The organism is Asticcacaulis excentricus CB 48 (assembly GCF_000175215.2).
Taxonomy (GTDB): domain Bacteria; phylum Pseudomonadota; class Alphaproteobacteria; order Caulobacterales; family Caulobacteraceae; genus Asticcacaulis; species Asticcacaulis excentricus.
Genome location: NC_014819.1, coordinates 119,226 through 144,327 on the forward strand (window position 1 = coordinate 119,226; position 25,102 = coordinate 144,327).

At 59.2% G+C, this 25,102-nt stretch carries 26 protein-coding genes and 3 pseudogenes; 20 read left to right on the top strand and 9 right to left on the bottom strand.

The window, feature by feature from the left end:
- The first annotated feature begins 9 nt into the window (after positions 1-9).
- The 7 genes and pseudogenes from arsB to ASTEX_RS18930 all read left to right on the top strand — a co-directional run bounded on the left by arsB (position 10) and on the right by ASTEX_RS18930 (position 4,399).
- Entirely contained in the window at positions 10-1,011 is a 1,002-nt protein-coding gene (gene arsB / locus ASTEX_RS18910) for an ACR3 family arsenite efflux transporter (RefSeq protein ID WP_013481243.1), read from the top strand.
- A 1-nt stretch (position 1,012) separates the two neighbouring features.
- A pseudogene (arsC, locus tag ASTEX_RS20905) lies at positions 1,013-1,345 on the top strand (arsenate reductase (glutaredoxin)); the annotation flags it as partial.
- Positions 1,346-1,450: 105 nt separating this feature from the next.
- Complete coding sequence (arsH, locus tag ASTEX_RS20910) at positions 1,451-2,143, top strand: arsenical resistance protein ArsH (RefSeq protein ID WP_245532594.1); 693 nt, start codon at positions 1,451-1,453, stop codon at positions 2,141-2,143.
- Positions 2,144-2,153: 10 nt separating this feature from the next.
- Positions 2,154-2,624 (top strand): annotated as a pseudogene (locus ASTEX_RS20915) (arsenate reductase ArsC); the annotation flags it as partial.
- Complete coding sequence (arsN2, locus tag ASTEX_RS20920; protein WP_245532595.1) at positions 2,625-3,080, top strand: arsenic resistance N-acetyltransferase ArsN2; 456 nt, start codon at positions 2,625-2,627, stop codon at positions 3,078-3,080.
- A gap of 31 nt (positions 3,081-3,111) precedes the next feature.
- The gene (locus ASTEX_RS18925; protein ID WP_168148193.1) at positions 3,112-3,714 is read left to right on the top strand and encodes an alginate export family protein; all 603 of its coding nucleotides are present in this window, start codon (positions 3,112-3,114) and stop codon (positions 3,712-3,714) included.
- Complete coding sequence (locus ASTEX_RS18930; RefSeq protein WP_083805658.1) at positions 3,605-4,399, top strand: alginate export family protein; 795 nt, start codon at positions 3,605-3,607, stop codon at positions 4,397-4,399. The genes ASTEX_RS18925 and ASTEX_RS18930 overlap by 110 nt, the downstream gene beginning before the upstream one ends.
- Positions 4,400-4,554: 155 nt before the next feature.
- On the opposite strand, the gene ASTEX_RS18935 is transcribed toward ASTEX_RS18930, so the two are convergent.
- The 3 genes from ASTEX_RS18935 to ASTEX_RS18945 are packed head-to-tail and all read right to left on the bottom strand — an operon-like array spanning position 4,555 to position 5,576.
- On the bottom strand, positions 4,555-4,737 hold the full coding sequence (locus ASTEX_RS18935) for a hypothetical protein (RefSeq protein WP_013481246.1): 183 nt from the start codon (positions 4,735-4,737) through the stop codon (positions 4,555-4,557).
- Between the two features lie 52 nt (positions 4,738-4,789).
- A complete protein-coding gene (locus ASTEX_RS18940; protein ID WP_168148195.1) occupies positions 4,790-5,116 on the bottom strand; it encodes a hypothetical protein in 327 nt (108 codons plus the stop codon).
- Between the two features lie 43 nt (positions 5,117-5,159).
- Positions 5,160-5,576 carry a MerR family transcriptional regulator gene (locus ASTEX_RS18945; RefSeq protein ID WP_013481248.1) on the bottom strand — a complete coding sequence of 139 codons (417 nt, stop codon included), beginning with the start codon at positions 5,574-5,576 and terminating at the stop codon, positions 5,160-5,162.
- A 66-nt stretch (positions 5,577-5,642) separates the two neighbouring features.
- On the opposite strand from ASTEX_RS18945, the gene ASTEX_RS18950 reads away from it, so the two are divergent.
- Positions 5,643-7,847, top strand: coding sequence for a heavy metal translocating P-type ATPase (locus ASTEX_RS18950; RefSeq protein WP_013481249.1), 2,205 nt, complete (start codon positions 5,643-5,645; stop codon positions 7,845-7,847).
- A gap of 316 nt (positions 7,848-8,163) precedes the next feature.
- Here the strand turns inward: ASTEX_RS18950 and ASTEX_RS18955 are convergent, their stop codons facing one another.
- The 6 genes from ASTEX_RS18955 to ASTEX_RS18980 form a co-directional block, all read right to left on the bottom strand.
- Positions 8,164-9,363 carry an IS256 family transposase gene (locus ASTEX_RS18955; RefSeq protein WP_013481250.1) on the bottom strand — a complete coding sequence of 400 codons (1,200 nt, stop codon included), beginning with the start codon at positions 9,361-9,363 and terminating at the stop codon, positions 8,164-8,166.
- A 294-nt stretch (positions 9,364-9,657) separates the two neighbouring features.
- Entirely contained in the window at positions 9,658-10,863 is a 1,206-nt protein-coding gene (locus tag ASTEX_RS18960) for a copper resistance protein B (RefSeq protein ID WP_013481251.1), read from the bottom strand.
- On the bottom strand, positions 10,860-12,722 hold the full coding sequence (locus tag ASTEX_RS18965) for a copper resistance system multicopper oxidase (RefSeq protein ID WP_013481252.1): 1,863 nt from the start codon (positions 12,720-12,722) through the stop codon (positions 10,860-10,862). The genes ASTEX_RS18960 and ASTEX_RS18965 overlap by 4 nt, the downstream gene beginning before the upstream one ends.
- Positions 12,723-12,876: 154 nt before the next feature.
- Positions 12,877-13,977 (bottom strand): acyltransferase family protein, encoded by a 1,101-nt coding sequence (locus ASTEX_RS18970; protein ID WP_013481253.1) that lies wholly within the window; start codon positions 13,975-13,977, stop codon positions 12,877-12,879.
- Between the two features lie 6 nt (positions 13,978-13,983).
- Positions 13,984-14,670, bottom strand: coding sequence for a DUF2231 domain-containing protein (locus ASTEX_RS19635; RefSeq protein ID WP_144004843.1), 687 nt, complete (start codon positions 14,668-14,670; stop codon positions 13,984-13,986).
- Positions 14,671-14,765: 95 nt separating this feature from the next.
- A complete protein-coding gene (locus ASTEX_RS18980; RefSeq protein WP_013481255.1) occupies positions 14,766-15,089 on the bottom strand; it encodes a copper-binding protein in 324 nt (107 codons plus the stop codon).
- Positions 15,090-15,226: 137 nt separating this feature from the next.
- Here ASTEX_RS18980 and ASTEX_RS18985 point away from each other — a divergent pair, with 137 nt between their 5' ends.
- The 12 genes and pseudogenes from ASTEX_RS18985 to ASTEX_RS19035 all read left to right on the top strand — a co-directional run bounded on the left by ASTEX_RS18985 (position 15,227) and on the right by ASTEX_RS19035 (position 25,102).
- The gene (locus ASTEX_RS18985; RefSeq protein WP_168148197.1) at positions 15,227-15,553 is read left to right on the top strand and encodes a hypothetical protein; all 327 of its coding nucleotides are present in this window, start codon (positions 15,227-15,229) and stop codon (positions 15,551-15,553) included.
- Positions 15,550-15,990, top strand: a complete 441-nt coding sequence (locus ASTEX_RS18990; protein WP_013481257.1) for a periplasmic heavy metal sensor — start codon at positions 15,550-15,552, stop codon at positions 15,988-15,990. The genes ASTEX_RS18985 and ASTEX_RS18990 overlap by 4 nt, the downstream gene beginning before the upstream one ends.
- Positions 15,987-16,562 carry an RNA polymerase sigma factor gene (locus ASTEX_RS18995; RefSeq protein WP_013481258.1) on the top strand — a complete coding sequence of 192 codons (576 nt, stop codon included), beginning with the start codon at positions 15,987-15,989 and terminating at the stop codon, positions 16,560-16,562. Before ASTEX_RS18990 ends, ASTEX_RS18995 begins: the two co-directional genes overlap by 4 nt.
- A 10-nt stretch (positions 16,563-16,572) precedes the next feature.
- Positions 16,573-16,989: pseudogene (gene flgC / locus ASTEX_RS19000) on the top strand (flagellar basal body rod protein FlgC).
- Positions 16,990-17,185: 196 nt separating this feature from the next.
- Positions 17,186-17,560: a hypothetical protein gene (locus tag ASTEX_RS19005; RefSeq protein ID WP_041659820.1), complete on the top strand. Its 375-nt coding sequence runs from the start codon at positions 17,186-17,188 to the stop codon at positions 17,558-17,560.
- A gap of 142 nt (positions 17,561-17,702) precedes the next feature.
- Complete coding sequence (locus tag ASTEX_RS19010) at positions 17,703-17,924, top strand: hypothetical protein (protein WP_013481260.1); 222 nt, start codon at positions 17,703-17,705, stop codon at positions 17,922-17,924.
- Positions 17,925-18,000: 76 nt separating this feature from the next.
- Positions 18,001-19,245: a TolC family protein gene (locus ASTEX_RS19015; RefSeq protein WP_013481261.1), complete on the top strand. Its 1,245-nt coding sequence runs from the start codon at positions 18,001-18,003 to the stop codon at positions 19,243-19,245.
- Entirely contained in the window at positions 19,242-20,738 is a 1,497-nt protein-coding gene (locus ASTEX_RS19020) for an efflux RND transporter periplasmic adaptor subunit (RefSeq protein WP_013481262.1), read from the top strand. Before ASTEX_RS19015 ends, ASTEX_RS19020 begins: the two co-directional genes overlap by 4 nt.
- Positions 20,735-23,881: an efflux RND transporter permease subunit gene (locus ASTEX_RS19025; RefSeq protein WP_013481263.1), complete on the top strand. Its 3,147-nt coding sequence runs from the start codon at positions 20,735-20,737 to the stop codon at positions 23,879-23,881. The genes ASTEX_RS19020 and ASTEX_RS19025 overlap by 4 nt, the downstream gene beginning before the upstream one ends.
- 9 nt (positions 23,882-23,890) lie before the next feature.
- Complete coding sequence (locus ASTEX_RS19030; protein WP_013481264.1) at positions 23,891-24,262, top strand: copper-binding protein; 372 nt, start codon at positions 23,891-23,893, stop codon at positions 24,260-24,262.
- Positions 24,263-24,403: 141 nt separating this feature from the next.
- Positions 24,404-24,607 (top strand): hypothetical protein, encoded by a 204-nt coding sequence (locus ASTEX_RS20135; RefSeq protein WP_013481265.1) that lies wholly within the window; start codon positions 24,404-24,406, stop codon positions 24,605-24,607.
- 90 nt (positions 24,608-24,697) lie between these two features.
- Positions 24,698-25,102 carry a copper-binding protein gene (locus tag ASTEX_RS19035; protein WP_013481266.1) on the top strand — a complete coding sequence of 135 codons (405 nt, stop codon included), beginning with the start codon at positions 24,698-24,700 and terminating at the stop codon, positions 25,100-25,102.

The window sequence follows — 25,102 nt, forward strand, 5'->3', positions numbered from 1 at the left end:
GATTTCATAATGGGTAAATTCGAGCGCTATCTTTCAATCTGGGTCGGATTATCGATCCTCGCGGGCGTGGTCTTGGGCCATCTGTTCCCTCCCGTATTTCAAACGGTCGCGCACCTGGAATACGCGCACGTCAATCTGGTGGTGGCCGTGCTGATCTGGGTGATGATCTTCCCCATGATGATCAGTATCGACTTCTCGACCATCGGCGAGGTTCGAAAAAAGCCCAAGGGCCTGATCATCACCTTCTTCATCAGCTGGTTCGTCAAACCCTTCAGCATGGCCGCCCTGGGCGTGGTGTTTCTCCAGTATATCTTCGCGGGCTTTATCCCGGCAGAAGACGCCAAATCCTATATCGCCGGATTGATACTGTTGGGGGCCGCACCCTGTACAGCGATGGTCTTTGTGTGGAGCCGGCTGGTCAAGGGCGACGCCAACTATACGCTGGTGCAGGTTTCGCTGAATGATCTCGTGATGATCGTGGCCTACGCCCCCATCGTCGCCCTGCTGCTCGGTGTGACGAATGTGGTGGTGCCGTGGGACACCCTGATCCTGTCGGTCGTGCTCTATGTCGTCATTCCGATCGTCGCGGGCTATCTGACCCGCAAGGCGCTACCCGCCGCCAGGGTCGACGGTTTGCTCGATGCCCTGAAGCCGTGGTCGATCATCGGCCTGTTGGCGACCGTCGTCCTGTTGTTCGGCTTTCAGGCGCAGGTGCTGCTGGAAAAGCCGCTGGTGATCCTGATGATCGCCATGCCGATCCTTCTGCAAAGCATCCTGATGTTCTTCCTGACCTTCAAATGGATGTGCAAGGTCAAGATTCCGCACAACATCTCCGCACCCGCCGCCCTGATCGGTGGCTCCAACTTCTTCGAACTGGCCGTCGCTGTCGCCATCAGCCTGTTTGGTCTGCACTCCGGCGCGGCCCTTGCCACCGTCGTCGGTGTTCTGGTCGAGGTGCCGGTCATGCTGTGGCTGGTGAAGGTCGCCAACAAACAAACGTACGAGGTCTAAGATGCAGCCGGTAATCTATCACAACCCGGACTGCGGCACCTCGCGCAACGTCCTGGCCGTAATCCAGGCCGCAGGCTACGAACCCGAGATCATCGAATATCTGAAGGTGGGCTGGAACGCCGACGAGCTTCGCAATCTTCTGGCCTATGCGGGCCTGACACCGAGGCAGGCGCTGCGGGAAACCAAGTCGCCCGCCAAGGAACTGGGTTTGCTCGATCCGGCCGTGACCGACGACGTGATCTTCGAGCAGATGCTGGTGCATCCGGTCCTTGTCAACCGGCCCATCGTCATCACCGATAAGGGCACAAAGCTGTGCCGCCCGTCGGAGGTCGTGCTGGACCTGCTGGACACCTGGCCCAAGGGGCCGTTCCTCAAGGAAGACGGGACGGAAATGATCAACAGCGCCGGTAAGCGCGTCGGTTTGCCTGGGTTGCCGAACATGGACGCCGAGAGCTTTCAGGCAATAGACGAGACCAAGCTGTTCGCGCCCGAGCCAATGCATCACGCGCCGCGCATTTTGCTGCTCTATGGATCGGTGCGGTCGCGTTCGTTCAGCCGTCTGGTCTCCGAGGAAGCCGCTCGCATCCTCAACCGCTTCGGGGCGGAGACGCGCACCTTCAACCCGTCGGGCCTGCCGCTGCCAGACGACGCCGATGTCAGCCATCCCAAAGTGCAGGAACTGCGCGAACTGGTGCAATGGGCCGAAGGCATGGTCTGGTGTTCGCCCGAGCGGCATGGCGCCATGACCGGCGTCATGAAATCCCAGATCGACTGGATACCGCTGGCGCTGGGATCGGTTCGTCCCACCCAAGGCAAGACCCTAGCGGTCATGCAGGTCTCGGGCGGCTCGCAATCGTTCAATGCCGTCAACCAGCTACGCGTGCTGGGCCGCTGGATGCGCTGTATCACCATTCCCAATCAGTCATCCGTCGCCAAGGCCTTCACCGAGTTCGACGAACACGATCGGATGAAGCCGTCCTCTTATTACGACCGCATCGTCGATGTCATGGAGGAACTGGTGAAATTCACCCTCCTGACCCGCGAACGGGCCGACTGCCTCGTCGACCGCTATTCCGAGCGCAAGGAAAGCGCCGAAGAGCTATCGAAGCGCGTCAATCTCCGCTCTATCTAAGGCCGCCGCCATGAAGGTTCTCTTTCTCTGTACGGGTAACTCCTGCCGCTCGATTCTCGGAGAGTTCACCTTCAACCATCTTGCGCCGAGTGGCTGGCGTGCCATGAGCGCCGGGAGCCGCCCGACGGGCTATGTCCATCCGAGATCACTGGCGTTGCTGGAAAGCGAAGGCATCTCGACGCAAGGCGCGTCCAGCAAGTCGTGGGAAGATCTGCCGGAGGTGCCGGATATCGTCATCACTGTCTGCGGCAGCGCTGCCGGAGAGGAATGCCCGGCCTATATCGGCACTGTTCTGCGCACCCACTGGGGCGTCGAAGACCCGGCCCATGTGACCGGCACAGAGGCGCAGATCAATGCCGCCTTCCGCAAGGCCTATACGATCCTGCGGGCGCGTATTGAAGCCTTTCTGGCGCTGCCGCTCGATAGGCTGGCGTCCGACCGAGGGGCCTTCAAAACCGCGCTCGACGAGATTGGCCAGTTGATGCCGACAGACGAAGCGGGCGTGTTCACGCTGATCGATCCGCGCGACGGTGATCTGGTCGCGGCGCTGGCCGCTGCCGGATTGCCGACCACGGACTTAGGCACAGCGCAACAGGCGTTTTGGCGTCATAGCGCTGGCGGTGAAGTTCGCGGTTTTGTGGGCATCGAGGCTTACGGCAAAGCCGGACTGTTGCGCTCGCTGGTCGTCCCGCAAGCCCAACGCGGCAAGGGTCATGGCGTTCGGCTCATCGACTTTGCCGTGGCGCAGGCCGATCGCGGCGGTTTGACGGAACTTTGGCTTCTGACCGACACGGCGGCTTCCTTCTTCGCGCGTGCGGGGTGGACACCGAGGCTCAGGGCCGATGCGCCCGACGACATTCAGTCCAGTGCCGAGTTCGCAGGGCTTTGCCCGTCCAGTGCATCCTGTTTTTCGCTTAGCGTTCCGGCCTACCTGTAGGCGGGCACCACTTACATATTCTGGGGGTTTCATGCGTCTGTTCCGATCTCTGACGGGGCCGAAGGCCCGATCCTGCGCGTCCATCATGGCGGGCGTTTTTCTGGCGCCTAACGGGGCGTGGGCCGAGACCCCGGTCGATGACCGCTGGCGGGTGAAGGTGTCGGGCGAAGCGCGAGGCCGGTACGAGACGCTGTCCGGGCAGTTCCGCGCGGGTGGCAAGGGCGGCGATCAGCTTCTGGCGTTTCGCACCCTGATCAAGGCCGAAGCCAAACGCGGGGCCTGGACCTTCGCGGCCGAAATGCAGGACTCGCGTAGCTATCTCGGTGACGCCGGCACGGCCTATTCGACAAGCTGGATCAACCCCGCCGATCTGCTTCAGGCCTATGCCGAGGTGGAGGTCAAGGATCTGCCCAGTCAGACCACAACGTCTGTCCAGATGGGGCGCATGACGCTCGACATCGGCAGCCGTCGCCAAGTGGAGCGGGTCGAGTTCGCCAACGTCATCTATAACTACACTGGCGTTCATGTACGATCGCGCACACCGGGCGGGGCGCAGTGGCACGCGCTCGACGTCGTGCCGGACAGCGCTGGCACCCGGCCTGACGGCGGAACTGTTCGTGTACGGGCTCGATGAGCGCGATGCCAAGGACAATCCGACGCCGAACCGGCACTACACGACGCCGGGTTTCCGCGTGTCCCGCGCCCCCAAAACCGGCCAGTGGGATCTGGATGTCGAAGGCGCGTGGCGGTACGGCACCCGCCGCAATACCAGCAATGCTAGCGACCGGCGCGATCTGAAGGTGCGCGCTTGGACGCTGCACGCCCACCTGGGCCGCACATTCGATATGAAATGGCAGCCGCGACTGGTGCTGGACTACGACTATGCCAGCGGCGATAAGAACCCGACCGACGGTCGCTACGATCAGTACGAGCGCCTGTTCGGCTCCCGGCGCACCGATCTCGGCAATACCAGCATCCACGGGCCGTTGACGCCCGCCAATATAAACGCGCCGGGGTTCAGGATCGAAGTGAAGCCGAATGCGCGCACCGATGCGCGTGTGGCCTACAAAGCGGCTTATCTGGCGTCCGATACCGATAACTGGGTGGTCGCCGGCGTTCGCGATCCGCAGGGCCGTTCGGGTTCGTTCATCGGCCACGCCGTCGACAGCCGCGTGCGCTATTGGTTCAAGCCGAAGCATCTGCTGGGCGAAGTTGGGGTGTCCCTGCTCCTCGATAGCGCGGTCGGTCGCAATGCGCCCAACGGCGCGCGTCAGGGCGATACCGCCTTCAGCTATTTGCAGCTTACGAGCTATTTTTAAGCTGAGGTTGAAAGCGGAATATAACGCAATTTCCCATAAGTTTACTTATGCGAAAAATTATAACTCATTGAAATTAAATTATATTTTAAGGAATTTGGTTTAGAGTGGCCGCAGTATACGCACTGCGGCCACCCCTCTAATCGAGGAACCCAGCCCTAGTTCTTGTGGTCCTTATGGGCGTCCGGTTGATCCGCCTTGTCCTTGTCGCAGCAGCAGCACGTTTCCATGGCTTCGCAACAGGATTTGACGGCGTCCTTGACCGCTTCCGGGGCGGCCGCATAGGCGGCACCGGCGGCAAACAGGGCAACAAAAGCAGATGTGATGATGATACGTTTCATCGGATAACTCCGTTAGATAGATTGAATGTAAGGTGTCTTATCTATCGGAGGATCAGCGCGGAGGCGGCACACGTGGGCCGAAGGTAATCCCGCCATAGTGGGCCGAATTGACGGTAAAGGTCAGGGCATCCGTCTTCATAACCACTAAGAAGTCATAGGACGCCGGTGCGATGACCGGACACTGAAGACCACAGGCCTTGCCGACGGCGGGCGCCTTTTCTGGACAGCAGGGCATCTCCGGTATTTCGTTCGCGGAAACGGCCCCCATCGCCGGATGGTTCATCATCGTCTCGGCGGCCGCCGGCGTGCTGACACACAGGATCATGGCCATCAGACCCATAATCATCGAGACAGCGTTGAAGCGGAGACGGCGTTGCATGAAATCGAATGTATAGCGGCTTTGACGTTTGGCCAACTGGACCTCATGCGCCCTGTGGTGCGGGCGCCAGCGACTCTATGATGGCGCAGTCGGCCACGATGTTGCAGTGGCAACTCTCGATCACCTGATCTAGCACGGTCTTTAGGGACTGAAGGTCTTTGATCTTTCGCTCCACCTCGTCCCGATGGGCACGGGCGATCACATCGACGGCCGCACACGACTGCGACCGGTCGTCAGAGAGCGTCAACAAGGCGCGCACCTGGTCGAGCGAAAAGCCCAGATCGCGCGCCCGACGGATGAAACTTAGCCGGTTCAAATGCGCGGGTTCATAGGCCCGGTAGTTACCTTGGGTTCGACTGGGCTGAGGGAGCAAACCATTCTTTTCGTAAAAGCGGATCGTTTCAACCTTGGTGCCCGTGGCGCGTGAAAGATCACCGATCGACAGATGTGCGGAACTCATGGCTTGACCCTATAGCGACTATAGGGTGTATATATCCAAGCCTGTTCCGTCCGTCGAGGTCTTGATATGGCGTCTCCCTCCCCCATCCGTCTACGCGTCGAAGGCATGGACTGCGGCGCGTGCGCGCTCAAAATTGAAACCGCGGTCAATCGACTGCCGGGCGCCAGCGATGTCGCCGTGTCCTACCAGAACGAGACGCTCGTTCTCAGTCTGGATGAGGACCTGACCCCTGCGGCGAAGCTCCAAGACCAGATTCGCAGCCTCGGATATGTACCGTCCGCACTGGCCGAAGAGACGCGTACGCTTCCAGCGGTAAAGAGCGCCGTGCCCTGGTGGAAAACCGGTAAGGGCAAACTGGTTTTGATGACCGGTCTGATGTTGGCCATCGGGCTGGGATTGGAACGCCTGCTCCCCTCCTACGCGCTCTACATCACCTCCATCGCCGCCCTGATCAGCGTGTTTCCGTTCGCACGCCGTGCGGTTTCGGGCGCGCTGGCCGGCTCACCCTTCTCCATCGAAACCCTGATGTCGGTGGCCGCCATCGGTGCGGTCTTAATCGGTGAAGGCGAAGAGGCCCTGACGGTCGTCTTCCTGTTTGCCGTCGGTGAGGTTCTTGAAACCGTTGCCGCAGGGCGTGCTCGCGCGGGTATCGAGGCCCTGATCGGTCTGGTTCCTCGCACCGCCCGTGTCGAACGCGATAGCGGCGTCGAAGAAATCCAGGCGGACGCTTTGGAAATAGGCGATATCGCCATCGTCCGGCCCGGCGATCGTATCCCCTCGGACGGAGAGGTGGTTGAAGGTGAAAGCGAGGTCGACGAATCGCCCGTGACCGGCGAATCTGTGCCCGTGTTCAAGGGATCGGGCGCAGACGTGTTTGCGGGCAGTATCAACGCTAATGGTACCCTGCGGGTGCGTATCACCCATAAGGCCGCCGACAACACCATTGCCCGCATCATCCACCTTGTCGAAGAGGCGCAGGAGAGTAAGGCGCCCACGGCACGCTTCATCGACAGGTTCAGCCTGTGGTACACACCGGCCGCCATGCTGGTGGCCGCCCTGATCATCGTCATTCCGCCCGTGCTCTTTGCTCAGGACTGGACGACGTGGATTTATCGGGGACTGGCGACCTTGCTCATTGCGTGTCCTTGCGCGTTGGTCATCTCAACCCCGACAGCGATTGCCTCGGGTCTGGCCGCCGGGGCGCGGCAAGGTCTGCTGATCAAGGGCGGCGCGGCACTGGAAACGCTGGGCAAGATCAAGGCGGTCGCGTTCGACAAGACCGGCACACTGACGCGCGGCAAGCCGCAGGTGACGGACATCATAGCCCTGACGGGTATGGTGGATGACTTTCTGGTGCGCGCCGCTGCCGTCGAAGCCAATACCAGTCACCCACTGGGCAAGGCCATTGTTGACGCCGCGCGCACCCGCGGGCTGGACATTCCCGCCGCCATTGGGGGTTCTACGGCCGTACCGGGCAAGGCGGTGACGGCGCGACTGAAGTCAGGTTTTGTCTCGGTCGGCTCCCCATCCTTTGCAGCTAGCAAGGCCGCGCTATCAGAAGAAACGACGGCCAGGATCAATGCCCTTGAGAAGGAAGGCAAGACCGTCGTGGTCGTCCTCAGCAGCAAGGTCGCCGAAGGGCTGATCGCCATACGCGATGAGTTGCGCGAGGACGCGAAATCCGCCGTCGCGGCCCTGAACGCGCGGGGAATACAGACACTGATGCTGACCGGCGACAATCGCCGGACGGCCGCCGCCATCGCGGCGCAGGTCGGCGTCGAGGCTGAGGCCGAGCTGCTGCCAGAGGCTAAACTCGCGCGGATTGCGCAGATCGCTACGGATAGCCCAATTGCCATGGTCGGTGATGGGATCAATGACGCGCCGGCTCTCGCGGCGGCCTCGGTCGGCATCGCCATGGGCGGCGGAACCGATGTCGCGCTTGAAACCGCCGACGCTGCACTGCTGAAGGATCGCGTCACAGGCGTTCCCCAGCTCATTTCCCTGTCCAGGGCAACGCTGGGCAACATCTGGCAGAACATCGCCCTGGCTCTCGGTCTGAAAGCGGTCTTCCTCGTTACGACCCTGACCGGTACGACGACCCTATGGATGGCGATCCTCGCCGACACCGGTGCGACCGTGCTGGTGACGCTGAACGCCCTGCGCCTTCTGGGGTTCGGGCGCCGAAAAGGCCACAAAGACAAACTGTGCGGCATAATGGACGCAGCAGAAAATCTGCTCGCGATCAAAACCGAGCTCAAAGCCCGGCGTTAGTGGATAAGCCAAGTCGGCTTCGCAGACGTGGACGTCACACTGCCAAGTCGATCCCCTAGGGCCTTTGTGGGTTTCTGCCCTTAGCTGTTTCAGGCTTGGAGGGCCCTCTGATCGCTCGGCGCAATCTATTCCAACACCACTATACCTGCATTACACCGCCTTTCCGACAGAAAGTGAGTTGAGGTCGAGAATGTCGGATCAGTGAGATGTTATATCACTTTTTAAATTCCGACATTTACGGAATAGGATCGTGTCCCGTGACGTGGTGTAACTGAGCGCTAGGCATCAGTGGTTTCCGGACGGGTCCGGATTTTCGTCAGCTTGCCACGGCTGGCATGCTGAGAACGGGATCATCGCTGAGTTGTGCGATGGTTTCAAGGGTGATGTAGCGGCCGCGTTGAACCGTCCACTCGTCGTTCTGCTCCAGCAAGATGGCGCCCACGAGGCGGATAATGGCATCGTCGTTCGGGAAGATGCCCACGACATCGCAACGGCGCTTGATTTCGCCATTGAGACGCTCAATCGGGTTTGTGCTGTGAAGCTTGATGCGGTGCTCCTTTGGGAAGGTCATGTAGGCCAGGACGTCATGCTCAGCCTCGTCCATGATCGTTGCCAGCTTTGGCATTTTGGGCCTGAGCTGATCGGCGACGTTTCGCCATTGTGCGCTGGCGGCTTCAGGCGTTTCCTGAGCGAAGGCGGTACCGATGAAGGCCGAGACGACCCGGCGGCCACTCTTGCCTGCATGGGCGCAGACATTGCGCATGAAGTGTACGCGGCACCGCTGCCAGGTGGCGTTCAAAACCTTCGATACCGCGCCTTTGATCCCGATATGTGCATCGGAGACGACCAGCTTGACGCCGCGCAGACCACGACGGGTCAGGTTGCGTAAGAACTCTGCCCAGATCGGTTCAGCTTCTGACGTGCCGACCTCCATGCCAAGAACCTCCCGGCGGCCGTGGGTATTGACGCCCACAGCGATGATGACGGCGACGGAGACAGTCCGGGCCCCACGGCGAACTTTCAGGTAGGTGGCATCGATCCAGATATAAGGCCATTCCCCCTCGATCGGACGATCGAGAAACGCCTTCACGCGCTCATCGATTTCCTCACAAAGGCGGCTGACCTGGCTTTTCGAGATGCCGCTCATGCCCATGGCCTTGACCAGGTCGTCGATAGACCGCGTCGAGATGCCCTGAACGTAAGCTTCCTGGATAACGGCAGTCAGTGCCTTCTCGGCCATGCGCCGTGGCTCCAGAAAGCTCGGGAAATAACTGCCTTTGCGAAGTTTCGGAATACGCAGTTCGACCGTGCCGGCGCGTGTTTCCCAATCCCGATCGCGATAGCCGTTGCGCTGGACCATACGTTCGCCGCTCTTCTCGTGGTAAGCCGCGCCGGTCACAGCGCCGACCTCCATTGCCATCAGGCGCTCGGCGGCAAAACCGATCATCTCACGCAACAAATCGCTGTCGGAGGTCTTTTCAACAAGCCCTTTCAGGGCCATCATCTCTTTGGTCATCGGTGGTTCTTTCGTCTCTGGAATGAGTGTAGGAACCCAAACCATATCCGAAAATCACTGATGACCAACCCGCGACGCTTCAGGCTCGCCTGGCCCTTGAATGGGGCCGCGAGCCTAGCGCTTCGCTCTTACCCAATTACACCACCCGGTGGGACACGACCCGGAATAGACCACAAAATGCGAAAACCCGCCATTGCGTAAGACAGCTATATCGACGTTCCCCGTCGCGTATCCACGCATTCTATGCAAGGCATGCGGTCGATGATGGCCATCGACCGCATCGGAAAAGCAGCTTTAAAAGAATGTTCGGATACCGATGACAACACTGGTCTGGTGCGACTTTTCGCCAGCCAGTTTCGCAAAATCCGCTGTCTTCCCGAACTTCTGGTCAAATGAAAAACCGACGTAAGGACCAAAGTTCCTCTTGACCTCGTATCGTAAACGCCAACCGAGTTCGACGTTGGACACTCCACTACCGATGCCAGTCTCATGCGAATCTTGGGCAGCAACGTTGATCTCGCCCCGAGTTTGCAAAACCCAACGCTGTGTCAGGCGAAGATCGTGGTAAATCTCACTGCGCCCTATCAGCTCGCCCTTGTTCGAAAGGAACAGGGCGTTCTCGTTCTCCAACCAAAATGGAAGCTGGGTTTCGGTTCCCAGCGTCAAGTAGGTCCGAGTGGGTGTTGGAGCGAAATCATGACGCACGCCGACCTGGAGATCGGTATATACGCCAATAGGGCGAGAATAGAGCGCCTGGAGCTCACCATCGCTGACCCCGTCTTTCGACGACCCCGTCCCTTCAGACTTCACTACAAAGCGATTAAGGTCCCCCCCATACCAAGCTTCGCCTGACCAGCGATAACCATTACCGCCCGAATTGCTCTGATATTCTGCAAGGTTGAGCATCATTTTCGATACGGTTGCGCCGCCGTGTTCCATGCGCAATTGCTTTACGGCCCGGTCCATTTCAGGCTTGCCAAAAAACCGATCCGCAACCCTGTCGGATGGCGCCGCTGGCGGCGGGCCCATGGGGATGCCCTCTTCACCATTCGGGCCCGGCATGTCCATTCCAGCCATGTCGCTCTGGTCCTGCAGCATGTTTGCCATGCCGCCATCTGCTTGGGCGTTATTGGCGGCCGCAGCGCCCATATCCATTTCAGCCATGGATTTGTCGCCCATATTCATGCCGGGCATGGCGTCAGGTTTCGCAGCGCCGTCCGCCTTTGCGTCACTCTTTCCCATGTCCATTTGACCAGACATATCCATGCCTGGAATTGAAGATATGTCAGTCGGAGTAGTGGCCGACGCCTTCTTCTTGGTGGCCCGCTTCACCGTCTTTTTAACGGCGGGCTTCTTCGCAGTTGTCTTTTTCGGTGCGGGTTTGGCAGCCGGCATTTGCATGCCTGGCATAGCCATGCCGGGCATGGCGGAATGGTCCTGAGCCACGGCAGGCATGGCGAACAAAAGCGGGGCGGCGGCAATGATCAGTGCACACTTCATTGAGCAGCTCCTTCGAACGGACGAACGGCAAACACCTGGAACATGCCTGCGTGCATGTGGTAGAGCATATGGCAGTGGAATGCCCAGTCGCCCGGCTCCGCCGTAAAATCCCAGGAAACTCTTCCCCCTGGAAGGACAATAACTGTGTGCTTTCTGGGCTTGTGTTCGTTGGGCGCACCGATCACCAGATCGAAGAAATGCCCGTGAAGATGGATCGGATGTGCCATCATCGTATCATTAATTAGCGTTACCCTGACCCTCTCGCCTTTTTCGAAGGTGTACGGCTTGGTGGAGTCGCTGAATTTTACGCCGTCGAAGCCCCAGATAAAGCGCTCCATGTTCCCGGTCAGGTGAATGTCCATGGCGCGCGTAGGCGTCCGAGGATCAGGGTTCGGTTGAAGTGACACCAAGTCCTTATAGACAAGCACACGATGACCAACACTATCCAGCCCTTGCCCGGCCTCGCCCGTCCTATCCACAGGCATGGGGGCGATCGTCTGCACACCCGGCCCCATTTTAACGCCGGGAGCGTTCAAAGGATTGCGCATGGACATATCCATTTGCATGCCACCGCCCTTCATATCGCCCATCGTATCAGAACCGCGTGGTTTCGGCGGCGCCATTCCAGCCACCGGCGCCTTCATCTCGGCCATACCCGACATGTCCATCGAACCGTGGTCCATGCCTTTCATTCCGGACATGTCACCTGGCGAAACACCGCCTTCCATAGACATACCGCCCATGGAGCCCATATCCATCCCCATGTCACGCATATTGCCAATCGGCCGTTTGCGAAGTGGCGGTACCTCGGCCGTCATCCCCGCTCGCGGCGCCAGGGTGGCACGCCCGTAGCCCGAACGGTCGACGGCTTCGGACATTATCGTAAAGGCCTTGTCTTCAGTCGGATGGACAATGACATCGTAGGTTTCCGCATTTCCGATCTGAAATTCATCGACTTCGACGGGACGAACCAACTGGCCGTCCGCCGCGACAACCGTCATCTTCAGACCTGGGATACGGACGTTAAACACCATTTGCGCGCCGGCATTAATGAAACGCAGGCGCACACGCTCGCCAGGATTGAACAGGGCCGTCCAGTTGTCGTCGGGGCCATGGCCGTTGACAAGAAACTTCAGGGCAGCACCGGTAACGTCTGAAATATCAGTAGGGTCCATGAGCATTTTGGCCCAGTCAAGCCGCTCAGCAAGGGTCTGATCCTCACCCTTCAACAAGCCAGCGACCGTTTGCCGCTGATAATTGAAGGCACCCGCCTCCTGCTTCAACCGCGCAAATATCATATGTGGGTGCATGTAGGTGAAATCGGACAGCATCACGACATATTCCCGATCCGACTGAACGGGATCGGCGTCGGCCGGATCGATAATGATGGGGCCATAATGGCCCATCTGCTCCTGGAGACCAGAGTGACTGTGGTACCAGTAGGTGCCGCTCTGAATGATAGGGAATTCATAAACGAAGGTTTCACCCGGTTTGATACCGGGAAAACTCACGCCTGGGACGCCGTCCATCTGGGGTGGAACAAGCAGGCCATGCCAGTGAATTGAGGTTTCTTCCTTCAGACGGTTCGTGACGGACAGCCTGACGTTTTGCCCCTGCTTCAGCCGCAATAGCGGCGCCGGCACCGTGCCATTGACCGTGACCACATGGCCCATTCGTCCGTCAAATTCCAAATGGCTTTCGGTCACATCAAGCGAAATATTTGGACCGGTCAGGCTGGGCAACTCGGCTAGGCCTCGAGTGGCGCTTTGCGCCCACCCCGGGAACATGGCCGTCAAAGCAGTTCCGCCGCCCATGGCAGCCACCGCGCGCAAAAGACCGCGCCGATCCAAATCCTTCATTGTGTTATCCCGTCAACTTGAAATACTTGATGCGGTAAACCGCTCTCTACGTATCTACGCGCCGGCGAAGCCTATCCCTCACTTCTAGATCAAAAAAGGACGTGAAGCTATGCGGTCGCTGGCGTCATGAATCCGCGACCAGATCTGCACCAAATTAACTGCGTTCGGCTAAGTTGTATATTCGCCGTGAGATCGCCTTGGCAAAAAGGTGGGATGGGCTTTCGACATATCGGTACATGACGGCTGATATCGCGAGTGATGCACCAAACCCGCAAATAACAAACGTCATAGCCGGGACCGCAGCCCCGCTAAGGCTTTCGTGAACGATCCAAGAGAGCCCAACTACAATCGGCCAATGAATCAGGTATAGCGAGTATGAGCGATCCCCTAACCATTGAAAAATATGTGGCGGCTGAATCGCTTTGGTTAGATCCATCGATGCCAGAGTAAACACAAGGCCTACAGCCGGCAGACCAACGAGCGCGACGCGCGCCCATTCGGCGGCGCTTCCGCGTAAACCAGGTGACACAGAGTTAAAATAGGCCGCGCCCATCAGCATCAGAAAGAGGGCGAACATAGCGGCGAATAAGCTGGTAAAACGTTGTCCTTTTTGTAACGCAACAGCAATCCAGCAGCCCATTAGGAACTCCAGCGGCAACGGCGCTAGCGCGAGGTGGATTATCGATGCTCGATTAGACGGCGGAAAAAACAAACCTGAGACGAGCACTATCATGGTCCAAACCCCGAGGCCGAAAAGTCGTGTCTTTCCCGGAAACATCAACAACGCCGCAAAGATCAGGTAGAAAATCACCTCATAGGACAGAGTCCACGCAGGTCCAAGCAAAGGACTGCCGTCATAAGGCATTAGGCTGATCTGACACAATGCCGGGCAGACCGTCTCTTTGGGCATCGCCTGCGGAAGCGCGACAGCGATCATAACGGTCAAGGCAAGTGCAGCCCAATAAGGCGGGTATATTCGCCCAGCCCGTCCAGTTAAGAAAGCGACGCTGCTACGCTCAGCGTTGCTTTTCCCAAATGACGACCAGGCCATCAGAAATCCCGACAGCACGAAGAAAATGTCCACGCCGGACCAAAGTAAACCTGACCCAGGAAGCAGCCATCCCGCCGAGAACCTTAGTCCCGCGTACTGACCAAGGTGATGAACCAGCACGGCAAGCGCCGCCACACCTCGCATAGCCTGAATGGAAGGCAACACCGAAGTGCCAGGTCGCATAGACAATTCGGTATCGTTCATGCCACGTCAGAAGTTCATGTGCCCAGCGCCGTGGGTAATTTCGCCGCCCATGAACGCTTGGGTCAGGATGACGACCACTGCCAAAGCCAACAGAATTTCATAACCCCGCGAGCTTGGCCTAGTCGCCGCGACTTCGGCAGGACGTTTGAAATACCAGAGCGCTAACAACAAGAAGGGAATCGCGGTGCCCGTCCAGCGGTGCAGCGTCAGTACCAGTTCGTCTTGCGCGGTCGGCCATCCCGCATCCATCCAGCCGGCCGGAGCAGCGACAAATGCGCCAAGCGCCGCCAGCGCCAGCAAAATCTTGTTCGCGGCTGTATACAACGGCTGTTTGCGGACGGCACCCGCCAGCTCAAGGAACGCAACAACAAGCGTCAGAGCGATAGGAAAATGAATTAGCGCTGGATGCCATGCGCCAAGCCAAGCTACCAACCGCCCGACATACGTCGTCGGTTTGGGCTTGTTCATATCCATGCCCATCGACATGCCGCTGTCGGTCGCGGTGGGCCAACTCATTTCCATCCCTGGCATATCGCTCATTGCTGCCTCTGATCCGTCAGACGCCGCCGAACTCGCGGCCGCTGAGGACGATTCCTGAGCGTGATTTTTATGCGCCGAAGCAGGGAGCGCGGCCATCGACATGACGAAGAGCGTGCCGAACATAGCCAGCCATTTGAAAATATTAGTCTTCACAGAAGTCGCTCCATCTGTATCGACTGCGCCACAGCGCGCATCGAGAAATTGGGAAAGGTAAAAGAGCCCGGGGTGAGGACCGGGCTCTCTTCACGCTACTTGCCGTGAATCTCGGAGATCACCGGCTTTCCGTCCTGGTTTTTCAGAACGAAATGGACGCTTTGACCAACTGTGAGGCCGCTCGTCAGCTCAGGCTTTTCCGTCTTGAACGTCATTGTCATGGCCGGCCACTTCAACGCAGCAATAGGACCGTGAGAAATCGTGATTGAAGCGCCTTTAGCGTCGATCGCCTTGATAACACCCTCGCCCTCCGCTGTCTGTGAGACTGCGTGTTCCTTACCCGCGTGGGCGAAGGCGGCAGGTGTGGCCGCAAGGATTGAAAAACCGGAAGCCGCGATAGCGATAAGCAATTTTTTCATGTCATGAACTCCTACGAATGGGCGAACGACCCACGTAATAAGGAGTACGCGCGCCAAAACACTTCCCCTCACCGCCCTTCAAAAAAATAAGGACGGCGTAAAAAGTTTCTGCGATCTTTGCGGGATTTTGAATAGCAGTGCGTATTGTCAATGGGCGTGGTGGAGAACTGGTAATGAGTAGCAGGTTGGAAAAGCTAATAACGATCTTGAATAGTGGCGCCTCCGCTGACCGGCTGACCGGTTTGGAAACCGACGTCATGCAGGGCATTAATGAGCGCAGACAGGAATTCAGAGTAATTTCAGCAGTTGCGCCGTTTGGTTTTGCATCGATCGGCTTGGCGATGGCCATCGGCGTATTCGTAGGGAGCCTTGCCGCTCTGGGCTCGATGGAAAAATCAACGGGCACACCCCTAAACTCTGGTGCCCGGCTGGCGCCCTCCAGCCTCCTGGAGAGTGACCGTTGAACGTTACCAAAGCCATATTATTTACTCTTGCGCTCTCAATCCTTGGTGCGGTTTTGGGGGCCTGGGGCGGGGCGCAATATGTTTTGCGCACGATAAACCATAACCCGCCGCTTCATGAGATCGTTCACAAGAAACTCAACCTGACACCGGCGCAACAAAAGACGATCGAGGCCTTGGAAGCAGACCATGCGTTGAAAGAGCACGCGCTCGAAGCAGAGATGCGAGCTGCCAACCTGCAACTCGCCCAAGCCTACAAGGCCGATCCGACTTACACGACCAACGTTCAGGCGGCCGTCGATCGCTGCCACATGGTCATGGGAGAAATGCAGAAGGAAACCATGCGTCACGTAATCGCCATGCGTGCCGTTCTGACGCCGCAACAGGCCAAGGAGTTTGACGATACGGTCATCCAGGCGCTCAGTGATCAAGCACAGTGAGTTCCGGGGAAGCCACGTCCGATACCGACCTGGCAAAGCTCGCAGCGACGGGCGATGACCGAGCATTTTCTGAATTGGTGCGCAGACATAAGGACCCCCTGTTTCGTCTGTTGAGGAGGTATGCGGGAAACCCGGACGACGCCTATGAAGCGGTGCAGGAAGCCTTCATTTCCGCGTGGAGTGCATTGGATCGTTACGACGCTTCAAGACCGTTCGGAGCATGGCTTCGAACGATCGCAATCAACAAGGCCCGCGACCGCAGCCGGCGAGCTGCGGTCAGACGGCTGATATTTTCGTCCAAGTCCGTCGATGATGCGCAAGCCATGGCCGTTCATGACGTGAGCATAGCACCGGAACAGATTTTGACGGACGGCGAAGACGCTCGTCGCCTTGAACTTGCAATCAGCCGGTTGCCCGCGAACCTTAAGGAGCCCCTCCTGCTCACGGCATTCGACGGGAATTCTCAACAGGCGGCAGCAGATATTTTGCGCGTATCGGTGAAGACGATTGAAACGCGCGTCGCACGCGCTCGGAAAAAACTGTCGGAACAACTTGGGGGTAGGCTTCTTTAGGGAGACGATCATGGTCAAGAGCACGGGCGATGCAGTCAGCGCGGTCGCGGTGTCAGCCTTAAGGGCGCAACAGGCCCGCATGCGGATCATCGCCGAAAATATCGCCAATTCCAGTTCAACCGCAAAGGCGCCTGGCGGCGAGCCTTACCGGCGGCAAGTACCAGTCTTCAAAGTCGACGATATTGAAGGCGCCAAGGGCGTGGCCTTGGCCCGGGTCGAACCCGATACGTCGCCCTTTCCGCAGGAATACGATCCAAGTCATCCCGCGGCCAACAAGGATGGATAAGTCTTACTACCGAATGTCTCGGGAATGATTGAAACAATGGATATGCAATCGGCGATCCGGGCCTATGAGGCAAATTTGAATATTCTTGAAAACCAGGACGCCATCGATAAATCCTCCCTGTCGATTCTCGACAAGGGGTAAACGATCTCGGTGCGTATACCTCTATGGAGGATACCCATAACGTTTCATTTGGTTGACTATCGCGCTTGGAGATTGTCATGCGCAAAGCAACGATTATGTCGTTCGGGTTTTGTGCTATGTGCTTATCGGGCGCGACCTGTTGCCTGTGACGGGATAACGCAGTGGAAATCAGTTGCATTTCATTGACATTTAAGAATTGGACTATACGCTGAATTTTATGGTCAAGGTCGTCCTTTACATTTTTGCCGTGATCGGGCTTCTCCTCTCGCCGCTTGCCGCTCAGGCCGCCGCGCGCGATTGCGGGACCATGTCCGGGCAAACTATGCAGATGACGGGCCACACTGACAGCAACATGGATTGCTGCGACCACGCCAAGAGCGAAAAGTCGTCGGACAAGGCTTGTTTTAACAACTGCATGGTCATGTGCGGCGTCAATGTTGGCAGCGCCTCAGACGGCTCGGTCATTCTGCCGGTGCTTGCCATCGAGCAAGTGACTTTCAATGATAAGGCACCTGCGCTCTTTGCCCAAGAGCCAAGTCTCGTCGTTCCTCCTCCCAAATCAAACGCGTAATAGGCGGACTCCGCCTTCGTTTACGCCCTTCAAGGCCCGGCTGTCCCATGCCTTCGCGCACACAGCCCGGCGTTGAGTATCGCTTGACCGTGATGCCACGTGCCGCGGGCAAGCCTCAGATCTGATTTGAGGAGCTATCTCCATGACTATGCGTCAAACCCTCGCCGCCACGGCGTGCGCCATCACCCTTGGCCTGCTGGCCGTCTCCGCCGCCTCGGCGCAAGCTGCCGATGGTAAGCCGTGCCACAAGTGCGACTACCGCACGGCGCCACCGTCGCCCAATCCCCACGATGTCATGCCGCGGATCGTCAAGGTTCCGTGCGCCCCGGCTGACATGGGCGATTGCCTGAAAACCGGAAAGTAAAGGCGTCGCCCACCCCTGCCGCGATGGCGGCAGGGGTGGGTCTCTGTCTTCGTATTTTCATTTTCAGGAATATTCCATGCGATTCGTCTCCCTCGCGGCGCTGTCCGCTCTGCTGACTCCCCTTGCGTTCTCCCCGCCGGTGCTGGCAGCGCCTCTCACGTTCGATGCAGCGATCAAACTGGCGCAACAGAGCGCGCCAAGCCTGGCCGCCAAGGGCGCCGATGTCGATGCCGCGCGCGCTGCAAGCCTGGCGGCCGGCCGTCTGCCCGATCCCAAGATCCGCGCCGGCGTCGAGAATTTCCCGGTATCCGGCCCGCCCGCCGGCTCCTTCAACAAGGATAGCATGACCATGATGACGCTGGGTGTCATGCAGGACATGCCCAATGCCGACAAACGTCGGGCCGCACGCACGCGCGCAGACGCCGATTTCGGCTTCGCTCAGGCCAGTCAGTCGGTCGAAGCCCGCGATGTTCGCCTCAATGCGGCGCTCGCGTGGGTCGATCTTTATTACGCCAAGCAAAAACTCGCCGCGCTCGATGACGTTGAAAAAGCAATAGCCCCTATCCGGTCTAGCGCGCCGTCGCAGCTGGCCAACGGCGTCATCCGCCCCGCGCAATCGCTTGACGCCGAACAGTTGCAGGCTTCCTTAAGCGACCGCCGTGCCGATCTGGTGGCGGACATTGCGAGGGCCCGAGCGGAGTTGGTCCGCTGGACCGGCGACGATACCGCCGATGTCACTGGCGCGCCACCGGACTATACCGTCGATCCATCCGCCATCCGCGCCAATCTCGACAACAGTCCAAACCTGGCGCTCTATGGCGCCGCGAGCCGGCAGGCCGATGCGGATGTGGCGATGGCGCGGGCCGAGAAGCGGCCGGACTGGGGATGGGATGTCACCTACCAGCACCGCGACGGTATGTATGGCGACATGGTCTCAACCGGCGTGACCTTCAGCCTGCCCTTGTTCTCCAAGTCTCGGCAGGACCCGATCATCGATGCGAAGAGCCAAGCCGCGACGCGCGCCCGCCTCGACCAAGACGCCATGCACCGCCAGCTTCAAGCGCAACTTGATGCCGATCTGGCCGATCATCTCATGCACCATGACCGCCTAATGCGGGCACAAACCACGCTCGTGCCGCTGGCGCAGAAGAAGGCCGATCTGGAACTGGCCAGCTATGGCGCTGGAACGGCCACGCTCTCAGACGTGCTGACCGCGCAACTCGCCCTGGCCGAAGCCCGGATCGATGCACTCTCCCGCGAAGCCGACGTCGTCCGCGACAGCGTGCGCCTCAACCTGACCTACGGGAATACCAGCCAATGACCCGCCCGCAAACCATCACTCCGCTTTATTTGGGCATAGCCGCCTCTGCCCTCGTCATCGTTGCCGGCGGCGTTGGCTTCGGCCTGGCCAGACTTCAGCACACCTCGGGGGCAATGCCCGCCACGGATACAGCCGGCAAGGGCAAGGTGCTTTATTGGTATGACCCGATGGTCCCCGCCCAGCATTTCGACAAGCCGGGCAAGTCACCGTTCATGGATATGCAACTAAAGCCGCGTTATGCCGGTGAAGCCGATCCCGCAGAGGGCGGCGTACAGATCGATCCGTCCAGACTGCAAAATCTCGGCGTCCGGCTGGCGAGTGTCGAGCGCGGCGATTTCACCGCCACCTTCGATGCCGCCGGCTCGCTCGACTTCAACGGGCGCGATGTCGCCATTATTCAGGCGCGCGCCAACGGTTTTGTCCAGCGTGTCTACGCCCGCGCGCCCGGCGATGTCATCGCCGCCGGCGCCCCGATCGCCGATATCCTCGTACCGTCATGGGGCGGCGCGCAGTCCGAATATCTCGCTGTCATTGCGACCCACGATCCGTCCCTCGAAGCGGCAGCCCGGCAAAGGCTGGTGTTGTTGGGGATGTCGGCGGGATTGATCGACAACGTAAAGCGGACAGGCAAGATCAGCAATGTGGTGACCATCACAACGCCGGTTGGAGGGGCGATCCAGACACTCGACGCCCGCCAGGGCATGACTGTCTCCATGGGTCAGACGCTGGCGCAGGTGACCAGCCTGTCGTCCGTCTGGCTGACCGCAGCCGTGCCGGAGGTTCAGGCCGGGCGTGTCAAGATCGGCCAAACCGTGACGGCGGATTTGGCGGCGTTTCCGAGTGAGACCTTTACCGGTCGGATCGCCGCTATCTTGCCGACAACCCAGACCGACAGCCGAACCTTGAGTGTTCGCGTCGAATTGCCCAATCCAGGTGCTAAATTGCGCCCCGGTATGTTCGCGACCGTCCATCTGGCCGGCAATAGCAGCCAAGCCCTGTTTGTCCCAACGGAAGCTCTCATCCGCACGGGCAAACGAACCCTGGTCATGCTGGGTGATGGCAAGGGCCGCTTCACGCCAGCCGAGGTTCAGACGGGCCGTGAAAACGGCGACCGCACCGAGATCATTGCGGGACTCAACGAAGGCGACAAGGTCGTTGCGTCCGGCCAATTCCTAATCGACTCAGAAGCCAGCCTGTCGGGAATCAATGCCAGGCCGTTGACCCCCATGTCGCCACCGTCAGGCGCTGCGGCGGCGGCACCGGCCCTCTATTCAACCAAAGGTGTCATCGAACAGCTCAAAGGCAACTCGATCACGCTCAGCCACGAGGCAGTGCCGGCGATCGGCTGGCCAGCCATGACCATGACCTTCAAGCTGTCGTCGGCCAATCTCGCTAAGGGCATGAAGGTCGGTGATCACGTCAGCTTCGGCTTCGTTCAAAAAGCTGACGGCCCGGTTATCCAGAAGATCGACGCGATGGGAGGCATGCAATGATCGCTGCCGTCATTCGCTGGTCGGTCAGGAACCGCTTTTTCGTTATACTGGCGACTCTGGCCATCGTCGCCGGGGGTATCTTCGCCATCAAGGCCACGGCGGTCGATGCCCTGCCCGATCTGTCGGATGTCCAAGTCATCATCCGCACGCCCTATGCCGGTCAAGCGCCACAGATCGTCGAGAACCAGGTCACCTATCCTCTGGCCACGACCATGCTGTCGGTGCCGGGCGCCAAGACCGTGCGCGGCTATTCCTTCTTCGGCGACAGCTTCGTCTATGTCCTGTTCGAGGACGGCACCGACCTCTATTGGGCGCGCTCGCGCGTGCTCGAATATCTCAACCAGGTGCAAGGCCGGTTACCTGCGGAGGCCAAGCCGTCTTTGGGGCCTGATGCTACCGGGGTCGGCTGGGTCTATGAATATGCCCTGGTCGATAAGACCGGCCAGCACGATCTGTCTCAGTTGAGATCTTTGCAGGACTGGTTCCTGCGTTATGAACTGAAATCCTTACCCGGCGTGGCCGAGGTTGCCAGCATCGGGGGCATGGTCAAGCAATATCAGGTCGTGCTCGACCCGATGAAGCTCGCCGCCTACGGCATCACGCATCAGCAAGTCGTCTCCGCCATCCAGAACGCCAATGGCGAAAGCGGCGGCTCGGTCCTGGAACTGGCCGAGGCTGAATACATGGTCCGCGCTGGCGGCTACCTGAAAACTCTAGACGACTTCCGCGCCATCCCGCTGAAGACAGCGGCAGGTGGCGTACCGGTGACGCTCGGCGAGGTCGCCACCGTCCAGATCGGCCCAGAGATGCGTCGTGGCGTCGCCGAGTTGAATGGCCAAGGCGAGGTCGCGGGCGGCGTGGTCATCCTGCGTTCGGGCAAGAACGCGATGGAGACCATATCCGCGGTCAAGGCCAAGCTCGCCGAACTCAAGAAAAGCCTGCCACCTGGCGTCGAGGTCGTCACCACCTATGACCGCTCGCAATTGATTGGCAGGGCCATCGGCAATCTGCGTGAGAAGCTGATCGAGGAATTCCTGGTCGTGGCTATCGTCTGCGCTCTGTTTCTCTGGCACGTGCGCTCAGCCCTGGTCGCGATATTGACCCTGCCCATCGGAGTCATGATTGCGCTCATCGTTATGCACAGCCAGGGCGTCAATGCCAACATCATGTCGCTTGGCGGCATCGCCATCGCCATTGGCGCTATGGTCGACGCGGCTGTGGTGATGATCGAGAACGCCCATAAGAAGGTCGAGCACTGGGAACATGATCATCCGGGCGCTGTGCTTAAGGGTGACGAACGCTGGCGGGTCATAACCGAGGCCGCGACCGAAGTTGGCCCGGCTCTGTTCCTCAGCCTGTTGATCATCACCTTTTCCTTCATCCCGGTCTTTACCCTACAGGGCCAGGAGGGACGGCTATTCTCGCCTCTGGCCTTCACAAAGACCTACGCCATGGCGGGTGCCGCCATTCTGTCGGTGACACTGGTGCCAGTACTGATGGGATACCTAATCCGGGGCAAGATCCCCAAGGAGACAGCCAATCCGCTGAATGTCGTCCTGACCGCGATCTACCGCCCGTTCCTTGCCTTCGTTTTGAAAGCGCCACGGTTGACATTATTTCTGGCAGCCCTCGCCTTCGCCACGACAGCATGGCCTCTAACCCGCCTGGGTGGCGAGTTCATGCCGCAGGTCGACGAGGGTGACCTGCTCTATATGCCATCGGCTTTGCCGGGCCTATCGGCCGACAAGGCATCGGAACTGCTCCAGCAAACCGATCGCCTGATCAAGACGGTGCCTGAAGTCGCAACCGTCTTCGGCAAGGCCGGACGCGCGGAAAGTGCGACCGACCCTGCCCCTATGGAGATGTTCGAGACCACCATACAGTTCAAGCCGCGCGATCAGTGGCGTCCCGGCATGACGCCGGACAAGCTGGTCGAGGAACTGGACCGGACGGTCAAGGTTCCAGGCCTGGCTAACGTCTGGGTGCCGCCGATCCGCAACCGCATCGACATGCTGGCGACCGGGATCAAGAGCCCTATTGGCGTCAAGGTCTCAGGCAGCAATCTCGCCGAACTCGACCGCATCGCCCACGACGTCGAGACCGTCGCCAAGACCGTGCCGGGCGTCAGCTCGGCCCTGGCCGAGCGGCTGACTGGGGGCCGCTACGTCGATGTCGATATCGACCGGGCGGCAGCCGGGCGCTACGGCCTCAATACCAGCGACGTCCAATCGATCATATCCGGCGCCGTCGGCGGCGAAAATGTCGGTGAAACGGTCGATGGCCTGGCGCGTTACCCTATCAATGTCCGCTATCCCCGCGAAGACAGGGACAGCCTCGAAGGGCTGCGCAATCTGCCCATTCTTACGCCTTCTGGTGCTCAGATCACGCTCGGCACTGTAGCCAAGGTCGAGATCGCGGAAGGCCCGCCCATGTTAAAAACCGAGAACGGCCGGCCGTCTACCTGGGTATATATCGACGTCCGCGACCGCGATCTGGCTTCCGTTGTTGGTGATCTGCAAAAGGCAGTGGCCAAGGACGTCAAACTGTCACCGGGCGTCTCGATCGCCTATTCTGGTCAGTTCGAATACCTGCAACGCGCTATCGAACGCCTGAAGCTCGTGGTGCCGGCGACGCTCGTCATCATCTTCCTGCTGCTCTACGTCACCTTCGGACGTTTCGACGAGGCGGCCCTGATCATGCTGACCCTGCCGTTTGCCCTCACCGGCGGCATCTGGACGCTTTACCTCCTGGGCTTTCACCAATCAGTGGCCACAGGCGTCGGTTTCATAGCCCTGGCCGGCGTTTCAGCCGAGTTCGGCGTGATCATGCTGATCTATCTCAAGGATGCGCTGAAAGCACGCGGCCCCGATCCTTCACCGAGGGAAGTTGAGACCGCTGTCAGTGAGGGCGCGCTCCTGCGTGTCCGCCCCAAGGCCATGACGGTCTGTGTCATCCTCGCTGGCCTGTTACCGATCCTGTTCGGGCATGGTGCTGGCTCCGAAGTCATGAGCCGCATCGCCGCACCCATGATCGGCGGCATGCTGACCGCGCCACTTCTGTCCATGCTCGTTGTACCCGCCGCATATCTGCTTATTCGGCGCCGCAGGCGTTCAAATCCCCCACAGTCCAACTCGCAACAATAGGAGATGCCTATGAACACGAAACTATCCATTGCCGCCCTGGCCATCTTGGCCCTTGCCATTCTCTCAACAGCCCCCCTGGCCAGCGCGCAGGACGGCATGAAAGGCATGGACGGGATGTACGACATGGCCGGCATGAACGTGAAGAGCATGCCGAGGACCGGTTCCGGGACCGGTGTGATCAAGACCATCGACGTGAAGAGCGGCAAGATCACCATTGCGCATGGCCCTATCGCCTCGCTGAAATGGCCCGCCATGACCATGACCTTCAGCGTCAATCCGGCTTCGTTGTTGAACGGCCTTAAGGTCGGCCAAAAAGTCGCCTTCGACGTCTCAATAAAGGGCTCGGACAGCACGATAACGGCCCTGCAACCGGCACAATAGGAAACACAGGATCGTCTCACTAATCACAACAAGAAAGGAGACTATCTAAGCCGTACCTTCCCAACCAACAACCTACCCTAGGATCCGGCGCATCGAGCAAACGAACGTGCCGTATCCAAAATTGAAATTGGAGATTACAAAATGAAAAACTTCATAACAGGAAGCGCTTCGCCCCGTAGGCTCATGGCCCTGGCTAAGCTGACGGCTCTGATCGCCGCCGTCGCGCTCACCACATCCGCCTGTTCATCCCTGAGCACGGCGAACGCAGGCTATCACACAGAAAAGGCGTCACCCAATCCGCACGATCCGACTTATAAGATCGTGCCAGACAAATCGTCCAATTAATATTTGCACTCCGCGGCTGCACGCTCATTAATGCAGCCGCGAATCCGTCGGCCACTATGCCATACAGAAAATCGACTTTAAGGAGCACACATGAAAACGAAACTGTTCACGACCGCCGGCATGGCCCTGTTTATCGCGGTGTTGGCCGCCTGCAGCCCGAAGCCCGCCGCCGACGCTGCCTCCGCTTCGGCCGAAAGCCCGGTTGCCGCTATGTCAGATATGTCGGGCATGGCTGGAATGTCGGATATGTCCGGCATGGCCATGGATACTGCGGCGAAGACTGGCACGGGCGTCGGAACTGTGACCGCAGTTGACAAGGCGACCAGCACGATCACTATTCAGCACGAGGCCATTCCGGCGGTTTCCTGGCCGGCCATGACCATGGCGTTCAAGGCCAACCCCGCGTCACTCGTCGACAAGGTCAAGGTCGGCGAGAAGGTGACGTTCGGCGTCTCCGTAAAGGGCAGCGATGCCGAGGTCACCTCGATTCAATAG